The 15,789-nt window shown below is 69.7% G+C and carries 16 protein-coding genes; 5 read left to right on the top strand and 11 right to left on the bottom strand.

The window, feature by feature from the left end; translation table 11 throughout:
- Positions 1-26: 26 nt before the first annotated feature.
- Genes H4W30_RS03380 through H4W30_RS03360 form a run of 5 tightly spaced genes read right to left on the bottom strand, consistent with a single transcriptional unit; the run spans position 27 to position 5,673 of the window.
- Positions 27-425, bottom strand: coding sequence for a hypothetical protein (locus H4W30_RS03380; protein ID WP_192741441.1), 399 nt, complete (start codon positions 423-425; stop codon positions 27-29).
- A gap of 20 nt (positions 426-445) precedes the next feature.
- Positions 446-3,451, bottom strand: coding sequence for a WXG100 family type VII secretion target (locus H4W30_RS03375; protein WP_192741440.1), 3,006 nt, complete (start codon positions 3,449-3,451; stop codon positions 446-448).
- On the bottom strand, positions 3,451-3,762 hold the full coding sequence (locus H4W30_RS03370; RefSeq protein ID WP_192741439.1) for a hypothetical protein: 312 nt from the start codon (positions 3,760-3,762) through the stop codon (positions 3,451-3,453). Before H4W30_RS03370 ends, H4W30_RS03375 begins: the two co-directional genes overlap by 1 nt.
- Before the next feature lie 5 nt (positions 3,763-3,767).
- Entirely contained in the window at positions 3,768-4,031 is a 264-nt protein-coding gene (locus H4W30_RS03365; RefSeq protein ID WP_007030132.1) for an acyl carrier protein, read from the bottom strand.
- On the bottom strand, positions 4,024-5,673 hold the full coding sequence (locus H4W30_RS03360; RefSeq protein ID WP_192741438.1) for a fatty acyl-AMP ligase: 1,650 nt from the start codon (positions 5,671-5,673) through the stop codon (positions 4,024-4,026). Before H4W30_RS03360 ends, H4W30_RS03365 begins: the two co-directional genes overlap by 8 nt.
- Before the next feature lie 199 nt (positions 5,674-5,872).
- On the opposite strand from H4W30_RS03360, the gene H4W30_RS03355 reads away from it, so the two are divergent.
- Positions 5,873-6,997: a S1 family peptidase gene (locus H4W30_RS03355; protein ID WP_192741437.1), complete on the top strand. Its 1,125-nt coding sequence runs from the start codon at positions 5,873-5,875 to the stop codon at positions 6,995-6,997.
- A gap of 48 nt (positions 6,998-7,045) precedes the next feature.
- Here the strand turns inward: H4W30_RS03355 and H4W30_RS03350 are convergent, their stop codons facing one another.
- From H4W30_RS03350 to H4W30_RS03340, 3 genes are read right to left on the bottom strand one after another with little or no spacing between them, the layout of a single operon-like run.
- Entirely contained in the window at positions 7,046-8,113 is a 1,068-nt protein-coding gene (locus H4W30_RS03350) for an ArsO family NAD(P)H-dependent flavin-containing monooxygenase (RefSeq protein ID WP_192741436.1), read from the bottom strand.
- On the bottom strand, positions 8,110-9,189 hold the full coding sequence (arsB, locus tag H4W30_RS03345) for an ACR3 family arsenite efflux transporter (RefSeq protein ID WP_318780520.1): 1,080 nt from the start codon (positions 9,187-9,189) through the stop codon (positions 8,110-8,112). The genes H4W30_RS03350 and arsB overlap by 4 nt, the downstream gene beginning before the upstream one ends.
- Positions 9,190-9,220: 31 nt before the next feature.
- The gene (locus H4W30_RS03340) at positions 9,221-9,625 is read right to left on the bottom strand and encodes an arsenate-mycothiol transferase ArsC (RefSeq protein WP_126737062.1); all 405 of its coding nucleotides are present in this window, start codon (positions 9,623-9,625) and stop codon (positions 9,221-9,223) included.
- Positions 9,626-9,835: 210 nt separating this feature from the next.
- Between H4W30_RS03340 and H4W30_RS03335 the strand changes: the two genes are divergently transcribed.
- On the top strand, positions 9,836-10,234 hold the full coding sequence (locus H4W30_RS03335; RefSeq protein ID WP_318780519.1) for an ArsR/SmtB family transcription factor: 399 nt from the start codon (positions 9,836-9,838) through the stop codon (positions 10,232-10,234).
- On the opposite strand, the gene H4W30_RS03330 is transcribed toward H4W30_RS03335, so the two are convergent.
- Positions 10,224-11,054: a helix-turn-helix transcriptional regulator gene (locus H4W30_RS03330; protein WP_192741435.1), complete on the bottom strand. Its 831-nt coding sequence runs from the start codon at positions 11,052-11,054 to the stop codon at positions 10,224-10,226. The two genes, H4W30_RS03335 and H4W30_RS03330, sit on opposite strands and share 11 nt — an antisense overlap.
- Positions 11,055-11,171: 117 nt before the next feature.
- Between H4W30_RS03330 and H4W30_RS03325 the strand changes: the two genes are divergently transcribed.
- The gene (locus H4W30_RS03325; RefSeq protein ID WP_192741434.1) at positions 11,172-12,230 is read left to right on the top strand and encodes an aldo/keto reductase; all 1,059 of its coding nucleotides are present in this window, start codon (positions 11,172-11,174) and stop codon (positions 12,228-12,230) included.
- 180 nt (positions 12,231-12,410) lie between these two features.
- Here H4W30_RS03325 and H4W30_RS03320 read toward each other — a convergent pair whose 3' ends face one another.
- Positions 12,411-13,037 carry a response regulator gene (locus tag H4W30_RS03320; RefSeq protein ID WP_126737064.1) on the bottom strand — a complete coding sequence of 209 codons (627 nt, stop codon included), beginning with the start codon at positions 13,035-13,037 and terminating at the stop codon, positions 12,411-12,413.
- Complete coding sequence (locus H4W30_RS03315; protein WP_192741433.1) at positions 13,034-14,203, bottom strand: sensor histidine kinase; 1,170 nt, start codon at positions 14,201-14,203, stop codon at positions 13,034-13,036. The genes H4W30_RS03320 and H4W30_RS03315 overlap by 4 nt, the downstream gene beginning before the upstream one ends.
- A 184-nt stretch (positions 14,204-14,387) precedes the next feature.
- On the opposite strand from H4W30_RS03315, the gene H4W30_RS03310 reads away from it, so the two are divergent.
- Complete coding sequence (locus H4W30_RS03310) at positions 14,388-14,933, top strand: GlcG/HbpS family heme-binding protein (RefSeq protein ID WP_126737066.1); 546 nt, start codon at positions 14,388-14,390, stop codon at positions 14,931-14,933.
- Positions 14,934-15,079: 146 nt separating this feature from the next.
- A complete protein-coding gene (locus tag H4W30_RS03305) occupies positions 15,080-15,655 on the top strand; it encodes an ankyrin repeat domain-containing protein (protein ID WP_192741432.1) in 576 nt (191 codons plus the stop codon).
- The last annotated feature ends 134 nt before the right edge of the window (positions 15,656-15,789 follow it).

Below are 15,789 nucleotides of genomic sequence, written 5' to 3'. Positions count from 1 at the left end.
CAAGGACAAACCCGTGCCGATGGCGTTCAGTCGCGCCAGCGGTTGTTGAGGAAGGCGTCGTCCTCGTCGTCCGCCGGTGCCGGGCGGGCGCGGGGAGCGCGACGGGGCGTGTCCCGTCCCGGGCGGGCAGGCGGCTCCGAAGCGAAGGGAGCCGCCATGTCCACGGGGTCGTCTTCGAACGGCGACGCCGCCCCCGGCCGCGCGTGCGACCGGTCGGTGCTCCAGCCCGACTTCGTCTTGCGCTGCCCCAGCTCCCGCCGGTGCTCGACGTACCGCTGGGCGGTCGCGACCTGTTTGGTCATGAACTCCTGCGAGCTCGCCTTGATCTCGTCGGCCCTCTTGTCCCGCAGTGCCCGGCGCTCCGACTGCTCGCGGACCAGGCCGTCCAGGGTCGCCTTCATGGCGGCGGTGTCATCGGCGCTCATCTGTTCTCCCCTGACCCGGCTCACCGCTTGCGGGTGACCGACTGATCCTCGTCGTCCAGCAGCGAACCGGTGATCCGGCCGGTGGGTTCGTTGATCTGGTCGAACACCTCGCCCTCGATCCGGTACGCGCGGTTGGTCCGTTCCTGGTCTCCGCCCTGGCCGCCCGCTCCGCCGGCACCCATGCCCATCGGCGGCATCGCGCCCCCGCCGAACGATTGGCCCGACGGGCTGCCCATCGGGGCGGACGGGGCGCCCGCGGCCACGGGCTGTGGCTGGTGGGTCCCACCGCCGCCGGTGTGCACGCCTTCGCTGAGCGATTGGCCCGTCGCGGGGCTCGCGGTCTCGAAGGGCATCGACGGTGCACCACCGCCACCGCCGCCGAAACCACCACCGCCACCGCCACCGATGTCACCGGCGCGGATCCCGTCGGGGACGGTCCCGCCGCCACCATGGTGCGGGGTGAACGCCGGTTTGGAGTCGGGCTGCGCCGTCCCGGTGACGGGAGTCGCCGGGTGCGACGCCTTGTCTGTGGAGGGCTTGTCGGTGGAGGGCTTGTCCTCGCCGAGGGTGTACGTGGTCGGCTTGCCGGTGCCGTCGTCGACGGTGACGACCGTCGGCCCGGAGGGACCGTCGGGACGTTCGGCGGTGATCTTCACATCGCCGTCCTGGATGTGGATCTTGCCGTCCGGCCCGGGACGGTGGACGCCGTCCTTGTCGGGCTTGCCGTCGTCCGAACCCGGAGTAGAGCCCAGCTTGGACTCGTCGCCGTCACCGGTCCAGTCGAGCTTGAAGTCCTTGGCGGGCCCGGAACCGTCCCCGACCTTGATCTCCATCTCGCCGTCTTTGTCCGGCTCGGTCATTTCGAAGGTCGTGTCGCCCTGCTTGACCTTGAGGGTCTCGCGTTCGCCGTCCTCGGCCTTGTCGCCGTCCTCACCGGGCTTGTCACCGGTCAGCTTGTCTTCGCCGGACAGCTCGCCGTCGAGCTTGTCCAAGGCGTCCGACGCCTTCTTCTTCGCCTCGTCGGCGGACTTCTCGCCGTCCTTCGAGTCACCGTCCTTGCCGTCGGTGTCGCCCATGCCGCCGGGGGCGTCGCCCAGTTTGTTCAGCGCGTCGGAAGCCTGCTTCTTCGCTTCCTCGCTCGCCTTCTCTGTCGCCGCCTTGGCTTCGGCCGCGGCGTCGGTGTTGCTACCGCCACCGGGGCCGCCGCCACCCGGGCTCGAACCGCCCGGCCCGGAGCCGCCGGAACCACCGAGGTCGGCACCGGCCGGACCGTCGCCCAGCTTGCCCAGCGCCTCGGACGCCTGCTTCTTCGCGTTCTCGGCCGCCGCGGCGGCCTGCTTCTTCGCCTCTTCGGCCGCGGCCTTCTGCTCGTCGCCGTTCGACGACGGCGGGGTCACGCCCGAGGGCGACGTCTGGTCCTTGTTCGTGTCCGGACCACCGCCGGAACCACCCGGAGATCCGGAGCCGCTCTCGGGAATCTTCACGTCCGGGACCGGCGGGGGTTTGACGTCGCCCGTCGGACCGGTACCGCTGCCGCCCGGACCGGAACCACCGCCACCGGGGCCGCCGCCGGAGCCGCCCTCGGGGCCGCCGCCCGGACCACCGCCGGTGCCGCCCGTGCCGCCGGTGAAGTCCGGACCCTGACCCGAACCGCCCGGCCCACCACCGGGACCGCCGGTTCCCGAGCCACCCGGCCCACCGCCAGGTCCGCCGGTTCCCGAGCCGCCGGGGCCGCCACCGGTGCCACCCTGGCCGCCGGTGAAGTCCGGCCCCTGACCGCCTGGCCCACCACCCGTTCCGCCTGGCCCGCCTCCCGTGCCGCCAGGGCCGCCGGGACCGCCGCCGGTGCCACCGGCTCCACCGGCGCCCGCGCCTTCGAACTCGTTCTTGACCTTGCCCATGACCTTGTCGAGCTCGTCGTAGGCCTGGTTGACGAAATCCTTGGTTTCCTTGCAGGACTTGGCGAATCCCTCGTAGATGATGGTCCACATCTCGGGGATGAACTGGTTCTGGATCCACTGCTTGGCGAGGTTCTGGCCCGCCTTCTTGAACTCGTCGTCGTCGCAGCAGCCGTCGTTGTTCAGCTGCTGGACCAGGTTGGAGCCGAAATTGACGTCCATCCAGCCCGCGATCGCGCCGAGGTCCTCCTTGCCGCTCTTCTCCCCGGCGGCGATGGCGATGACCTTCTGCGCCATCGCGAAATCCGCTTTGCCGACGATCTCCTTGTAGAGATCGACCACCGTGTCGGCCTTGCCCTTGCACAGTTTGAACACCGTGGCGGTGGTGGCCAGCGTCGCTTCGCTCGCGTTGTCCAGTGTCTGCGAGAGCTTCTTGGCCTTCGGGAGGATCTTCTCGTTGTAGTTGTCCGACGAGGCGTCCGCGGCGTTCCCGGTCCAGGTGCCGTACAGCGTGGTCAGCTGGGAACCGGTGTCGTCGATGGCCTTCTGCACGGTCTTCGAACCGGTCTTGAAGTGCGCGGCGTCGTCGACGAAGTTCTTGAAACTGATCCCGCGCTGCTCGTCGAACGGCTTCTGGATGTCCTTGTCGAAATCGAGCGCGCGAGAGGTTCCGCGGCAGTCTTCCGGGACCTTCGCCAGCAGCGAGCCGAAGGTTTGGAAGACCTTGAGCGCCGGTGCGGCGGCGTCGAAGATCTCGTCCGACGTCTTGGTCCCGGCGCCCTCCGCGGTGGGCTCCTTCACGCCGTCGAGCTTCTTGTTGCCTTCGTCGACGGCCTTGGTCTCTTCGTTCTGCGTGAAGCTGGCCTGATCTCCGGCCTTCTTCGCCTCGTCGTAGACCTTGCCGACGTCGTCCGAGGCGAAGAACGGCATGGCGTTGTAGGAGGCCGCGTACTTCTCGGCTTCCTCGCGCTTCCGCTTGATGTCCTCGGGCTCCTGGTCGGCCGACCACGGCGGAGGCGCCGGATGCGTCCGCATCCACGAGCCGATGAGCTTGGTCTTCTGCTCGGCGGGAACGGCCGGGTCGTCGAGGACGGCCTTGACGTCGGTCCAGGTGGTTTCGGTGGCCACTAGCGCATCCCCGTCTCGGTGATCTTGTTCTTCTGCTCGTCCTCGTTGGTGCCGTAGGAGGTGGCCGCGGTACCGAGGTTCGTGCCGAACGAGCCGAGCGTGGTGCTGTACCCCTGGACCGACGCCCACAACGCCGCCACCCCGTCGGTGTACTTCTTCGCGTGGTCGCCGTGCGCCTGGCCGAAGCCCGCCGCGTTCACCGGTGTGCTCGACAGATCCGGGTTGTCTTCGAGCAACTGTTCCGTCAGCTTTCCGATGTTCTTCGACGCCGATGAAAGCGCATCGGTCGCCGCGGTGAAGCCCCCGCTCATTATTTTCAGCGCCTTTCGTCGGATCCGTCGGCTTTACCGCCGAGTGCCTCTGCGAGCACTTCGGCCACCGACCCGATGTCGGTGAACCGGTCCAGCTGGTCCAGATCGATCCTCACGTCGTGGTAGATCTCCAGCGCCGACAGGAGTTTTATCCGTCCCTTGGAGTCGATACCCAGCTCTTCGAGCGGCGCGTCGGACTCGATTTCGGCGGGATCAAGCCGAAAAGTCTCACTGACGACCTTCACGACCTCCGCGCGGTGATCACCCACGGGGCCGACTATAACGCGCCCTCGCCGCGGCTCGCGCGACCTTGCCACTGGAAGTGCGCGGAAGGTCACCGGAGGGAACCAGACGTACCGATCGCAGCGTCAGATCATGTTCCCTGGAAACGGCGCGCAATACCACTCTCGTCACTTCTTTGACATCCGCGTCGGCGTTTTTTGCCCATTCGGCTACCAACATCGCCCCTTCTCCCCTTTCGTCCGTGACACCGAATGCGGCGACGCGGTCGCGGCGGATCGCCGGATGCGCCTCACCCGCCACCGCCTCGATGTCCTGCGGGTGGAAGTTGCGGCCGTCGATGACGATGAGGTCCTTGAGCCTGCCGGTGATGTAGAGATCGCCGCGATGGACCACGCCGAGGTCACCGGTGCGCAGCCAGCCGGCGACGCCGTCGAGTTCGCCGCCGAACGCGGCGGCGTCGCCACGGCCCCAGTACCCCGCCGCGACGTTCGGCCCGTGGATCCAGATCTCCCCGGCGAGGCCGTCGGGCTGCGCCACCCCGTCCCGGACGATCCGGACCCGCTGGCCGAGCGGCCGGCCGACCGAGACGAGTTCCTGACCTTCCGGCACCTCGATCGCCTGGCCCTGCGCGAGGGCTTCGCGGTCGAACACCGCGCTACGCGGTCCGTCCGCGTCCGCGCTCGCGACGTACACGGTGGCCTCGGCCAGGCCGTAGGACGGGCGGTGGGCATCGGCACGGAATCCGTGCGGGCCGAAGGCCTCCAGGAAGCGCGCGACCGTGTCCGGCCGCACCGGCTCGGCGCCGTTCAATGCGATCCGGACGTCGGAGAGGTCGAGGTCGTCCCCCGCTTCCCCGGCCGCTTCGACGGCCAGGTCGAACGCGAAATTCGGCGCGGCGGTGAACACGGCCGGGTGATCGGCGAGCTGACGCAGCCAGCGCACCGGACGGTGCACGAATTCGGCGGGCGACATGAACACCGATCGCGCCCCCGCGTGGACCGGCAGGCACAGCAGCTGGATCAGGCCCATGTCATGGAAGAACGGGATCCAGCCGGCGCAGGTCGTGCCCTCGTCGACGGCGTAGGCCCGGCTCGCCTGCCAGCAGGCGGCGGCCACCGCCCGGTGCGGGATCACGGCACCGGCGGGTTCGCGGGTCGACCCGGACGTGTACTGCAGATACGCGGGACTTTCCGGTGCGACGGGGAGCGGATCGGCCCCCGGCCCGGAAAGTCCGTCGACCACGACCAGGTGGTCCGGCGCGCCCGCTTCGCGCACCTTCGCGGCCGCGGCCGAAGAGGTCAGCCACACCCGTGCCCCGCTGTCCTCCAGCACACCGGCGAGCCTGGCTCGCTGGGATGGGCTGCCGGGTGCCATCAACGGCACGGCGATGAGCCCGGCGGCGAGCGCTCCGAAGAACGCCAAGGGGTAATTCAGGTCCTGGCCGGTGAGCACGGCGGCACGATCACCCGGCCGTGCGACCTGGCGCAGCGCGCCCGCGACCACTCGCACGCGCGAGACGAACTCCGTCCAGGTGACCGTGCTGTCCACACCGGCGCTGTGGTCCTGGTGCGTGAACAGTGGTCGCGGGTCGGCTTCACGAGCGAACAACCGCTCCACGATCGAGGTGCGCAGCACCTGCTCCGGCACATCCTCCGGCGACGCGGTCATATCCGGCAACGTACTGGAACCCCGGCGAGGGCGCTCGGGCGGCCGTCCGTCCTAAGTAGACGTTGGACGGCCCGGCCCGCCGGGATTCGCTCTTGTGAATTCCGGACAGAAGACCGGACATTCCTCGCTCTTTCGCGGACCTCGGCCGCACACTCGGCGGGCAGTGTGTTTCTTTCCCCCGGCCTTGGAGGACTAGACCATGCGTCGAAGAATCGCCCTGGCAGTCGGTGGCGCCGCCGTCCTGACCGCGAGCCTCACATCCGCCGCGCTCGCTCCCGTCGCGCAGGCTTCCCCCGGATTGATCGCCGCCATGCAGCGGGACCTGGGGCTCACCGCCGCGCAGGCCTCTGCCCGGCTCACCCAGGAGATGACCGCGTCGCGGGTGCTGCCGGCCGCCCAGCAGGCCGCCGGCGCGGCGTTCGGCGGCGCCTGGTTCGATCCGGCGCGCGGCAAACTCGTCGTCGGGGTGACCGACCCCGCCGCCGCTCCCGCCGTCCGGCAGGTGGGCGCGGAACCCACCGCGGCCACGATCAGCGCGGCCCGGCTCGACGCGGCCAAGGCCGAAATCGACGAATCGGCCAAGACCCAGCCCGCTCCCGCGGCCGTCAGCGGCTGGCGCGCCGACCCGCGCAGCGGCAGCGTCGTGGTCGCGGTGCGGCCGGGCGCGCACGGCTCCGACGTCGACGACTTCCTGGCCAGGGCGAGGAAATCCGGTCCGGTCACGGTGGCCACCGCCCCCAAGGCCGAACCGTTCGCGGCGGGCACCGTCGGCGGCGACCCGTACTACATCAACGGGAACACCCGCTGCTCCATCGGTTTCTCCGTCCATGGCGGTTTCGTCAGCGCGGGCCACTGCGGCGGCACCGGCAGTTCCGTCGTCGGCTGGGACGGCTCGGCGATGGGCAACTTCGCCGGTTCTTCCTTCCCCGGCAACGACTACGCCTTCGTCCGGATCGGCAACGGCTGGTGGACCGCGCCGGTCGTCCTCGGCTGGGGCACCGTCAGCGACGCCCTCGTCCGCGGCTCGTGGGTCGCACCGGTCGGCACCTCGGTGTGCCGGTCCGGTTCGACGACGCACTGGCACTGCGGCACCGTGCTGGGGCACAACGAGACGGTCAACTACTCGCAGGGCGCGGTGCACCAGATGACCCGCACCAACGTCTGCGCGGAACCCGGCGACTCCGGCGGCTCCTTCATCACCGGTGACCAGGCGCAGGGTGTCACCTCCGGAGGCTGGGGCAACTGCGGTTCCGGCGGGGAGACCTGGTTCCAGCCGGTGAACGAGATCCTGCAGAACTACGGCTTGTCGCTCGTCACCGCTTGATGCGCGCGAGGGCCCCCTTCCCTTGGCCAAGCCGAGGGCAGGGGGCTTTCAGGCCTGCGAGCCGCCGGTCTCCAGCATGGCCTTGATGTCGGCGACCGCGGCGCGGGCGGTCATCCCGACACCGATCAGCGTGGCCGACGCCGGCCCGGTCCAGTCCCCGTAACCGAGAAGGTGCAGCCCGGGCTCGGCCACCACTCGGGTGCCTTCGGTGGGGATGCGGCCGCGGGTGGTCCGCAGCCGCAGCGACGCGAGATGGCTCAGCGCGGGGCGGAACCCGGTGCACCAGACGACCGCGTCCGCGTGCCGGCGGGTCCCGTCTGTCCACACAGGACCTTCACTGTCCAGTCTCGTGAACATCGGACGCGGCCGCAGCAGTCCGGCGTCACGGGCCTCACGGACCGTTGGGACGGCGACGATGTCGCCCAGACCGCCGACTCCGCCGGTGTCGGCCTGCCCGGTTTCGAGGGCTCGGCGGCGCCGGGTGGCGACGTCGAAGAGGGCCTTGCCGTCGATGTGGCCGGGCAGATACCGGGGTGGGCGGCGGGTGACCCAGGTCAGGTTCGCCGTGCCCGCGAGGTCGGCGGCGATCTGGGCGCCGGAGTTGCCGCCGCCGACCACCACGACGTCCTGACCCGCGAAATCCTCCGGATCCCGGTAGTCGACGGTGTGCAGCTGGCGACCGGTGAAACCGCCGGGCATCAACGGCAGGAAGGGCCGCCACCAGGTGCCGGTGGCGCTGATGACCGCCTCGGCGCTCCACTCCCCCGTATCGGTGCTCACCGTGAACCGACCGCCGTCACGGCACACGTCGGTCACCGGCTCCGAGCGGCGGATCGGGAGTTCGTAGCGCTTCTCGTACGCCGCGAGGTACTCGACGACATGCTCGGCGGTCGGATACCCGGGCCCTGGGTAGGGTGGCATCGGCCACCCGGGCAGGGAACTGTGCTGTGCCGGGGAGAACAGCCGCAGCGAGTCCCAGCCGTGGATCCAGGCGCCGCCCGGCTGGGCCTGGGCGTCGAGGATGACGAAGTCCAGCCCGGCACGGCGCAGGTGGTAGCCCGCGGCGAGACCGGCCTGACCCCCGCCGATGACCACCACCCGCACGGCTGCGGTCACTCCGCGGGCGCTTTTGCGGTCCAGCGCTTGCGCAACCAGAGGCTGACGTAGACCAGCGCGACGAGCACCGGTACTTCGATCAGCGGTCCGACGACCCCGGCGAGCGCCTGCCCCGACGTCACGCCGAAAACACCGATGGCCACGGCGATCGCGAGTTCGAAGTTGTTGCCCGCCGCAGTGAACGCCAGCGTCGTGGTGCGCTCGTAGGAGAGACCGGACGCCTTGCCCAGGAGGTAGCCACCGATCCACATGATCGCGAAGTACACCAGCAGCGGCAGCGCGATCCGGGCGACGTCGAGCGGGCGGGAGGTGATGTTGTCGCCCTGCAGGGCGAACAGGATCACGATGGTGAACAGCAGGCCGTAGAGCGCGATGGGGCCGATCTTGGGCAGGAACTCGCCTTCGTACCAGTCGCGGCCCTTGCTCCGCTCCCCGACGCGGCGGGAAAGGTAGCCGGCGGCGAGCGGGATCCCGAGGAAGATGATCACGCTGAGCGCGATCTCCCACGGCGAGAAGTCGATGCTCGTAGTGTCCAAGCTCAGCCAGCCGGGCAGCAGATCGAGGTAGAACCAGCCGAGCACACCGAACATGATCACCTGGAAGACGGAGTTCAGCGCGACCAGCACCGCCGCGGCCTCGCGGTCACCGCAGGCGAGGTCGTTCCAGATGATCACCATCGCGATGCACCGGGCGAGGCCGACGATGATCAGCCCGGTCCGGTACTCCGGCAGGTCGGGCAGCATCAGCCAGGCGAGCGCGAACATCAGCGCCGGACCGAGAATCCAGTTCAGCACCAGGGAAAGCACCATCGTGCGCTTGTCCTTGGTCACGGTGTCGAGCTTGTCGTAGCGGACCTTCGCCAGCACCGGGTACATCATCAGCAGCAGACCGAGCGCGATCGGCAGCGACACCTGGCCGATCTTCACCGCGTCCAGCACACCCTGCAGACCGGGGATCACACTGCCCAGCAGCAGCCCGGCGCCCATCGCGACGATGATCCAGACCGGCAGGAAGCGGTCCAAAAAGGACAGTTTGTGCAGGACGTCGGTGCCGGTCTCTTCGGCGGTTCGGGTCACGGGGCCGGTCTCCAGAGGTCGGAAGCGAGGGTCAGGCGTCGAGGATTTCGGCGACCAGGCCACGGACGCGGCGGTCGATCTCGTCGCGGATCGGGCGGACGGCGTCGACACCCTGGCCCGCGGGATCCTCCAGCGGCCAGTCGAGGTAACGCTTGCCGGGGAACACCGGGCAGGTGTCACCACAGCCCATCGTGATCACCACATCGGACGCTTCGACGTCCTCGGTGGACAGCTTGCTCGGCACCTCGGCGGTGACGTCCAATCCCCACTCCGCGAGGGCCGCGGCGGCGGCCGGGTTCACCTTGTCCGCGGGTTCGGAACCCGCGGACCGGACGGCGATCCGGCCGAGCGAGTAGTGCTGCAGCAACGCGGCGGCCATCTGGGAGCGGCCGGCGTTGTGCACGCACACGAACAGCACCTCGGGCTTGCGGGTCATACCAGTCCCCCTTTCTGCGGTGATCGGTCGATGAGTTCGTCGAGCAGGTGCCGGACGCGGCGGCCGATGTCGTCCCGGACCCCGGGCACGCGTGGCCCCGTCGCAGGGTTCATCACGGCTCCTCGGTCCGGGCGAACTGGATTGAAGTATCTCGATCCAAATTGAAGAGCCTGGATCGAATTTTGTCAATTCAAGGGGTACGCTGGGCTCGTGACGAGCGAGAACGGACGCACCCGAAAGCCGGTCGCGGTGACCCTGCTGATGGCCGAACCCGCGGCGGTCGTCGATCCCGGGGACGCCGAGAAGGCCGCGAAGCTGTTCAAGGCGCTGTCGGATCCCGTCCGGATCCGTCTGCTGTCGCTCGTGCGGCACTCCCCAGGCGGCGAGGCGTGTTTCTGCGACCTCGCCGAGGAGTTCGACATGCCCCAGCCCTCGCTCAGCCATCACCTGCGGGTGCTGGTCTCCGCCGGCATCCTCGAGCGGGAGCGGCGTGGCACCTGGAGCTGGTACACCGTCGTCCCCGAGCCGCTCGAAACGCTGGGGAACCTGCTCCGCTCGGGCGGACCGCTCGCCGACCGGCCCGCGCGGCTCAGCAGGACTAACTGCTGAACAACCGGTCCAGCGCCGAGCGGCTTTCTTCGGCCATGGCACGATAGATCACCAGCCGCTGATCCTGATCCTGAAGCGGCGTCAGCACTTCGAAATGCAGGTCGAGCACGCCCGCCTCGGGATGCCGCAGCACCTTGCGCCCGCGGCCGTTGACCTTGACGTCACGTTCGGCCCACAGCCGCGCGAATTCCCCGTCGCTGGTGAATTCGGCGATGAGAGCGGCCAAGGCCTGGTCGTCCGGATGCGCGGCCCAGGCGGCGCGCAGATGGGCGATCCCTTCCCGCACCACCCGTTCACGATCCGCGTAGAACTCGCGCACCTCGGGATGCTTGAGGCACAACCACATCGCGTTGCGCTGCGACGGCGGCAACGTGGCGAAGTCCACCAGCAGCCTCGCCATTTCGTCGTTCCAGGCCAGGATGTCGTAGCGGTGGTTCAGCAACATGGCGGGCAACGGCGACAGATCGGCGATCAGCCGGGCCAGCGGCGGCGCCGCGGTGGTGGCGACTTTGTCGGCGTTGCGGGGTCGCTGACGGGCCAGGTCGAAGAGGTAGACACGCTCGTCGGGGGCCAGGCGCAACGCGCGCGCCAGCGCTTCCACCACGTCCGCCGACGGACGCAGCCCGCGCGCCTGTTCCAGCCGCACGATGTAGTCGATGCTGATCCCGGCCAGTTCGGCGACCTCCTCGCGGCGCAGACCCGGGGTCCGCCGGGACCGGCGACGTGACGGCAGGCCGAATTCGTCCGGGTCCAGGCGTTCACGCCGGGTCCGCAGGAACGCGGCCAGCTCCTGGGTCGTGTCCACGGTTGGGGTCGTCATGCCCGGTCCAACAGCGAGGGTGGGACCGGTGTTCCCAGGATGTCTTCTCCCTTAACCCCTGCTCGCGGCGGTCGCAGACTCGTCTTCGACAACGGATCACGAGTACAGGAGGACACGATGTCGCTCACCCTCGACACCTATCGGCTGCTGGGCCGGTCCGGGCTGCGGGTGTCCCCGCTGGCGCTGGGCGCGGCGACGTTCGGCACCGAATGGGGCTGGGGCGCCGGCCAGGACGAGGCGCGCGAACTGTTCGACACCTACGTCGAACGCGGCGGCAACTTCATCGACACCGCCTCCACCTACACCGACGGCAGCTCCGAGCGGCTGCTGGGCGAATTCGCCCGCGACAACCGCGAAAGCCTCGTGCTGGCGACGAAATACACGACCCTGCGGCGTCCGGGCGACCCGAATTCCGGGGGCTCCCAGCGAAAAAGCCTGTTCGCGTCGGTGGAATCCAGTCTGCGGCGGCTGAACACGGACTACATCGATCTGCTTTACCTGCACGTGTGGGATTTCACGACGCCGGTCGACGAGATCCTGCGCGGGATGGACGATCTGGTCCGGCAGGGCAAGCTCCTGTACGTGGCGATCTCCAACGCGCCGGCCTGGGAGGTTTCGCGGATGCAGGCGATCGCCGACCTGCGCGGCTGGTCGCCACTGGTCGCGCTGCAGATCGAGTACAACCTGATCGAGCGCACCGGGGAACGCGACCTGATCCCCATGTCACGCGAGATGGGGCTGGGAGTGGTCCCCTGGTCACCGCTGGCGGGCGGCGTGCTCACCGGGAAGTACAGCCGGGACGACCTGACCACGGTGCCGTCCGAGGACGGCACTCGCAAGAACTTCAACTTCGCCTTGGGCACGCTCACCGAACGCAACCTCGCCATCGTGGACGTGGTGAAGGAGGTCGCCGCGGAACTCGGCCGCACACCCGCCCAGATCGGGCTCGCCTGGACGCTACAGAACCCGAGCGTGACGGCACCCATCGTCGGCGCCCGCACCCCCGCTCAGCTGGAGGACAACCTCGGCGCGCTGGAGGTCGAGTTCACCGGCTCGCAACTGGCCCGCCTCGACCAGGCCAGCGCGATCGATCTCGGTTTCCCGCACGAACTGCTGTCCCGCGCCACGACGCTCGCGTTGACGCGCGGCGACATGACCATCGAACCGCGACGCTGACTCGCCGTTCCCCGCCGCCTACGGCTGAGGTTGCGTCTTGACGTGCGCTCCGGCGCTGCCGCGGGGCGTGTCGCGAAAGCCACTTTCGGGACACCAGACGTCGCGAAAGTGGCTTTCGCGACGCTGGACCAGGCGCCGAGGCAACGCAAGTAGTCGGCTGAATGCGAACGGACAACCCGTTCAGTTGCGGATGATCCTCCGTTCCGTGGCGACGGCGACCGCACCGGCACGGCTGTCGACGCCGAGTTTGTCGTAGATGTGGACCAGGTGTGTCTTCACCGTGGCTTCGGAGATGAACAGCCGCGCGGCGATCTGCCGGTTGATCAACCCCTCCGCCACCAACTGCACGATCTCGGTCTCCCGGGGGCTCAACGCGGGGGCGGGAGCCCGCATATGCCCGAAGAGCCGGGCCGCGACCTGAGGTGCCAGCACGGTCTCCCCGCGCGCGGCCGCGTGAATGCCCTTGAAGAGGTCCTCGGGCGGCCCCGCTTTGAGCAGGTAGCCGGTGGCGCCGGCGGCCACCGCCCTGGTGATGTCCAGCTCGGCGTCGTAGGTGGTGAGCACCAGCACCTTCGGCGGCTCCGGCAGAGCGGTCAGGCGTTCGGTGGCGTTCACGCCGTCGGGGCCGTCGCCGAGTTGCAGGTCCATCAGCACGACGTCCGGTTTCTCCGCGGTGGCGAAGAGCACGGCCTCGTCGGCGCCCGCGCATTCGCCGATCACCTCGAAGCCGGGCTCGCCTGCCAGCAGCGCGGCGATTCCCGCCCGCACCACCGGATGATCGTCGACGATCAGTACCCGGACGGTCATCGGATCTCCCTGGTGGGCACGGCGACGGCGAGCGCGGTGCCCTCTCCCGGCGCGCTCTCGACGACCATCTCACCACCGAGTTCGGCGAGCCGCTCGCCGATCATCCGCATACCGTTCCCCCGGTCGCCGCTCGCGCGAGTCGACGCCGGATCGAAGCCGACACCGTCGTCGCGGATGTCGAGGACGACCTTGTCGGCCAGGTAGGTCAGCGTGACGGCGGCTTTCGTCGCCTTGGCGTGCTCGCTGACGTTCGCCAGCGCGCCCTGCGCGACCCGGAGCAGAGCCGCCTCCACCGCGGGCGGCAGGGGATACGGGTCTCCGCTGGTCTCGAAACGCACCTGGTGCATGGCGGCGAACATGATCTGCTCGGCGAGTTCCTTCAAGGTCTCGGCGAGATCCCCGGCGTCGAGCCGCGGTGACCCGAGGCCTCTGACGAACCGGCGCGCCTCGGCGAGGTTGTCCCCCGCCGCCTCGACGGCGCGGGACACATGGGCTTTCGCCAGCTCCGGGTCCGTGTCCCACGACCGCTCCGCCGCCTGCAGCAGCATCCGCATACTCGAGAGCCCCTGTGCGAGGGAGTCGTGGATCTCCCGCGCCAGCCGCTCCCGTTCCTTCATCATCCCGGCCAGCCGCTGGCTCTGCGCGAGATCGACCCTGGCGCCCAGGAGAGCCTTGACGGCTTCCCCCAGCTTTCTCCGGTCACTGTCGAGTTGCAGGAAGGTCATCGTGGCCATCAGCGCGACCGCGACGGGCGCGAGCACGAGACTCGGATCGAACCCGCTCGCGATCCTCAGCTGGGCGAGGATGGTCGCGGCGGTCAGCAGGACCACGACCGCGACCATCACCCGCGGGCGCAGCATCTGCAGGCAGACGAAGAACAACGGCACGGCGCACCAGGCGAAACTCGGCGCGGCCACCACCAGCGCGAGCCAGACCGCGATCACCGCCGTCAACCACACCGGACGCCACCGGTCGATCATGTCCCAGCTCAGTATCCCCGCCACGTACACCAGCGCGAGCGCGCCGGTGAGCACGAGGATCAACGGTGTGGCACCGCTCAACCCGTGCCCCGCGACGAACCGGGCCACCGACGCGGCGAGCAGCAGGAAGAACCCGGCATGCATCGCGGCGTTCAGCCGGGTGACCGGGCCGAGGTGCGATTTCATTCGGTCCTCCCTTCGTGCCGATGATCGTAAGCAGGGAGCCGGGGTGTTCCGCATCAATCGTTCGGTTGATGCCCCCACCGATCACTCGACGCCCGATCGATGTCCACTCTCCCGATTCGCCGCGCCCCGCCGGACAGGAGAGTCGTAGGGGAAGGCAACACCCCCTCACCGCAAAGGAAATCCGATGAACGCCAAGCTCCCCCGCACTCGTCTCATCCTCGGTATGACGGCCGGTCTCGCGACCGTCGCGCTGGCCACCGGTGTGGGCGCGGCGCAGGCACAGGACCGCAAGCCGCAACCGCCCGCCCAGCAGGCCGTCGTGCAGACCAGCGTGCTCGGCGTCGACGCCGCCACCCGCGCCGCGCAGGCCGCGCTGGACGCCGCCGAGAAGGAGGGCCAGCGGGTCACGGTGGCCGTGGTGGACCGCTCGGGTGACGTGCGTGTGCTGCTCAAGGGCGATGGCGCCGGGCCGCAGACGGAAGAGTCCGCCAAGCGCAAGGCCTTCACCGCGGTCTCCTTCGGACAGCCCACGTCCGCGCTGGCCAAGAACGCCCAGGGTGACGGCCCGACCATCCGCGACATCCCGGGCACGCTCTTCCTCGGCGGCGGTGTGCCGGTCGCCGCGAACGGGGGCCCGATCGCCGGGATCGGCGTCGGCGGGGCGCCCAGCGGCGACCTCGACGAGCGCTTCGCCACGGCCGGGCTGCGCGCCATCGGGGAACTTCGCTGATGATCGGTGAGCGGGCGATCGTGGCGTTGCTCGCCGCCCTCGTGCTCGGTGCCTGCTCCCCCCAGGCACCGAGCGCACCACCCCCGACGGCACCGAGCACCGCCCCGCCGCCCGCCTCGTCCCAGCCGCCCCGTCAAGGAGTCCCTGTGAGCCGGCTCTTCGAAGCCGACGTGAACCGCGTCCGGCAGGCCGTCGAGGCGGGCGCCGACCTGGAGACCCGTGACGATCGCGGCCGGACCCCGTTGCTCGTCGCCGTCACCGAGAACCGCGTCGACGTCGCCGAGGTCCTGGTGCGGGCGGGCGCCGACCCGGACGCGCTCGACGGACGGCACGACACGCCGTGGCTGGTCACCGGAGTCACCGGCAGCGTCCCGATGGCGAAGCTGCTGCTCGAGGCCAAACCGGATCTGACCATCACCAACCGGTACGGCGGCGTCTCGCTGATCCCCGCCTCCGAACGCGGGCACGCCGAGTACGTGCGGCTGGTGGCCGGCAGCGGGATCGACGTCGACCACGTGAACGATCTCGGCTGGACCGCGTTGCTGGAAGCGGTCATCCTCGGCGACGGCGGGCCGCGTCACCAGGAGGTGGTCCGCGCACTCGTCGCCGCCGGGGCCGACGTGAACCTCGCCGACAAGCAGGGCGTCACTCCCCTCGCCCACGCCCGGTCCAAAGGCCAGGCGGCCGTCGTCCGGATCCTCACCGAGGCCGGGGCGCACTGACCCGGTCCGCCCCGGTTTCACGGACCACCACGGTGACCGCTGCTGATCCTGTGGCTACCGTGGCAAGGCGAAGCCCGAGAGCCGCACAGTGTGAGGTAGTGGCTCGTCGATGAAGGAATCGGGACACTCGACGT

The organism is Amycolatopsis roodepoortensis (assembly GCF_014873915.1).
GTDB lineage: Bacteria > Actinomycetota > Actinomycetes > Mycobacteriales > Pseudonocardiaceae > Amycolatopsis > Amycolatopsis roodepoortensis.
Note: the sequence above shows the minus strand (reverse complement) of the source record. Positions and strands in the feature narration are given on the sequence as shown.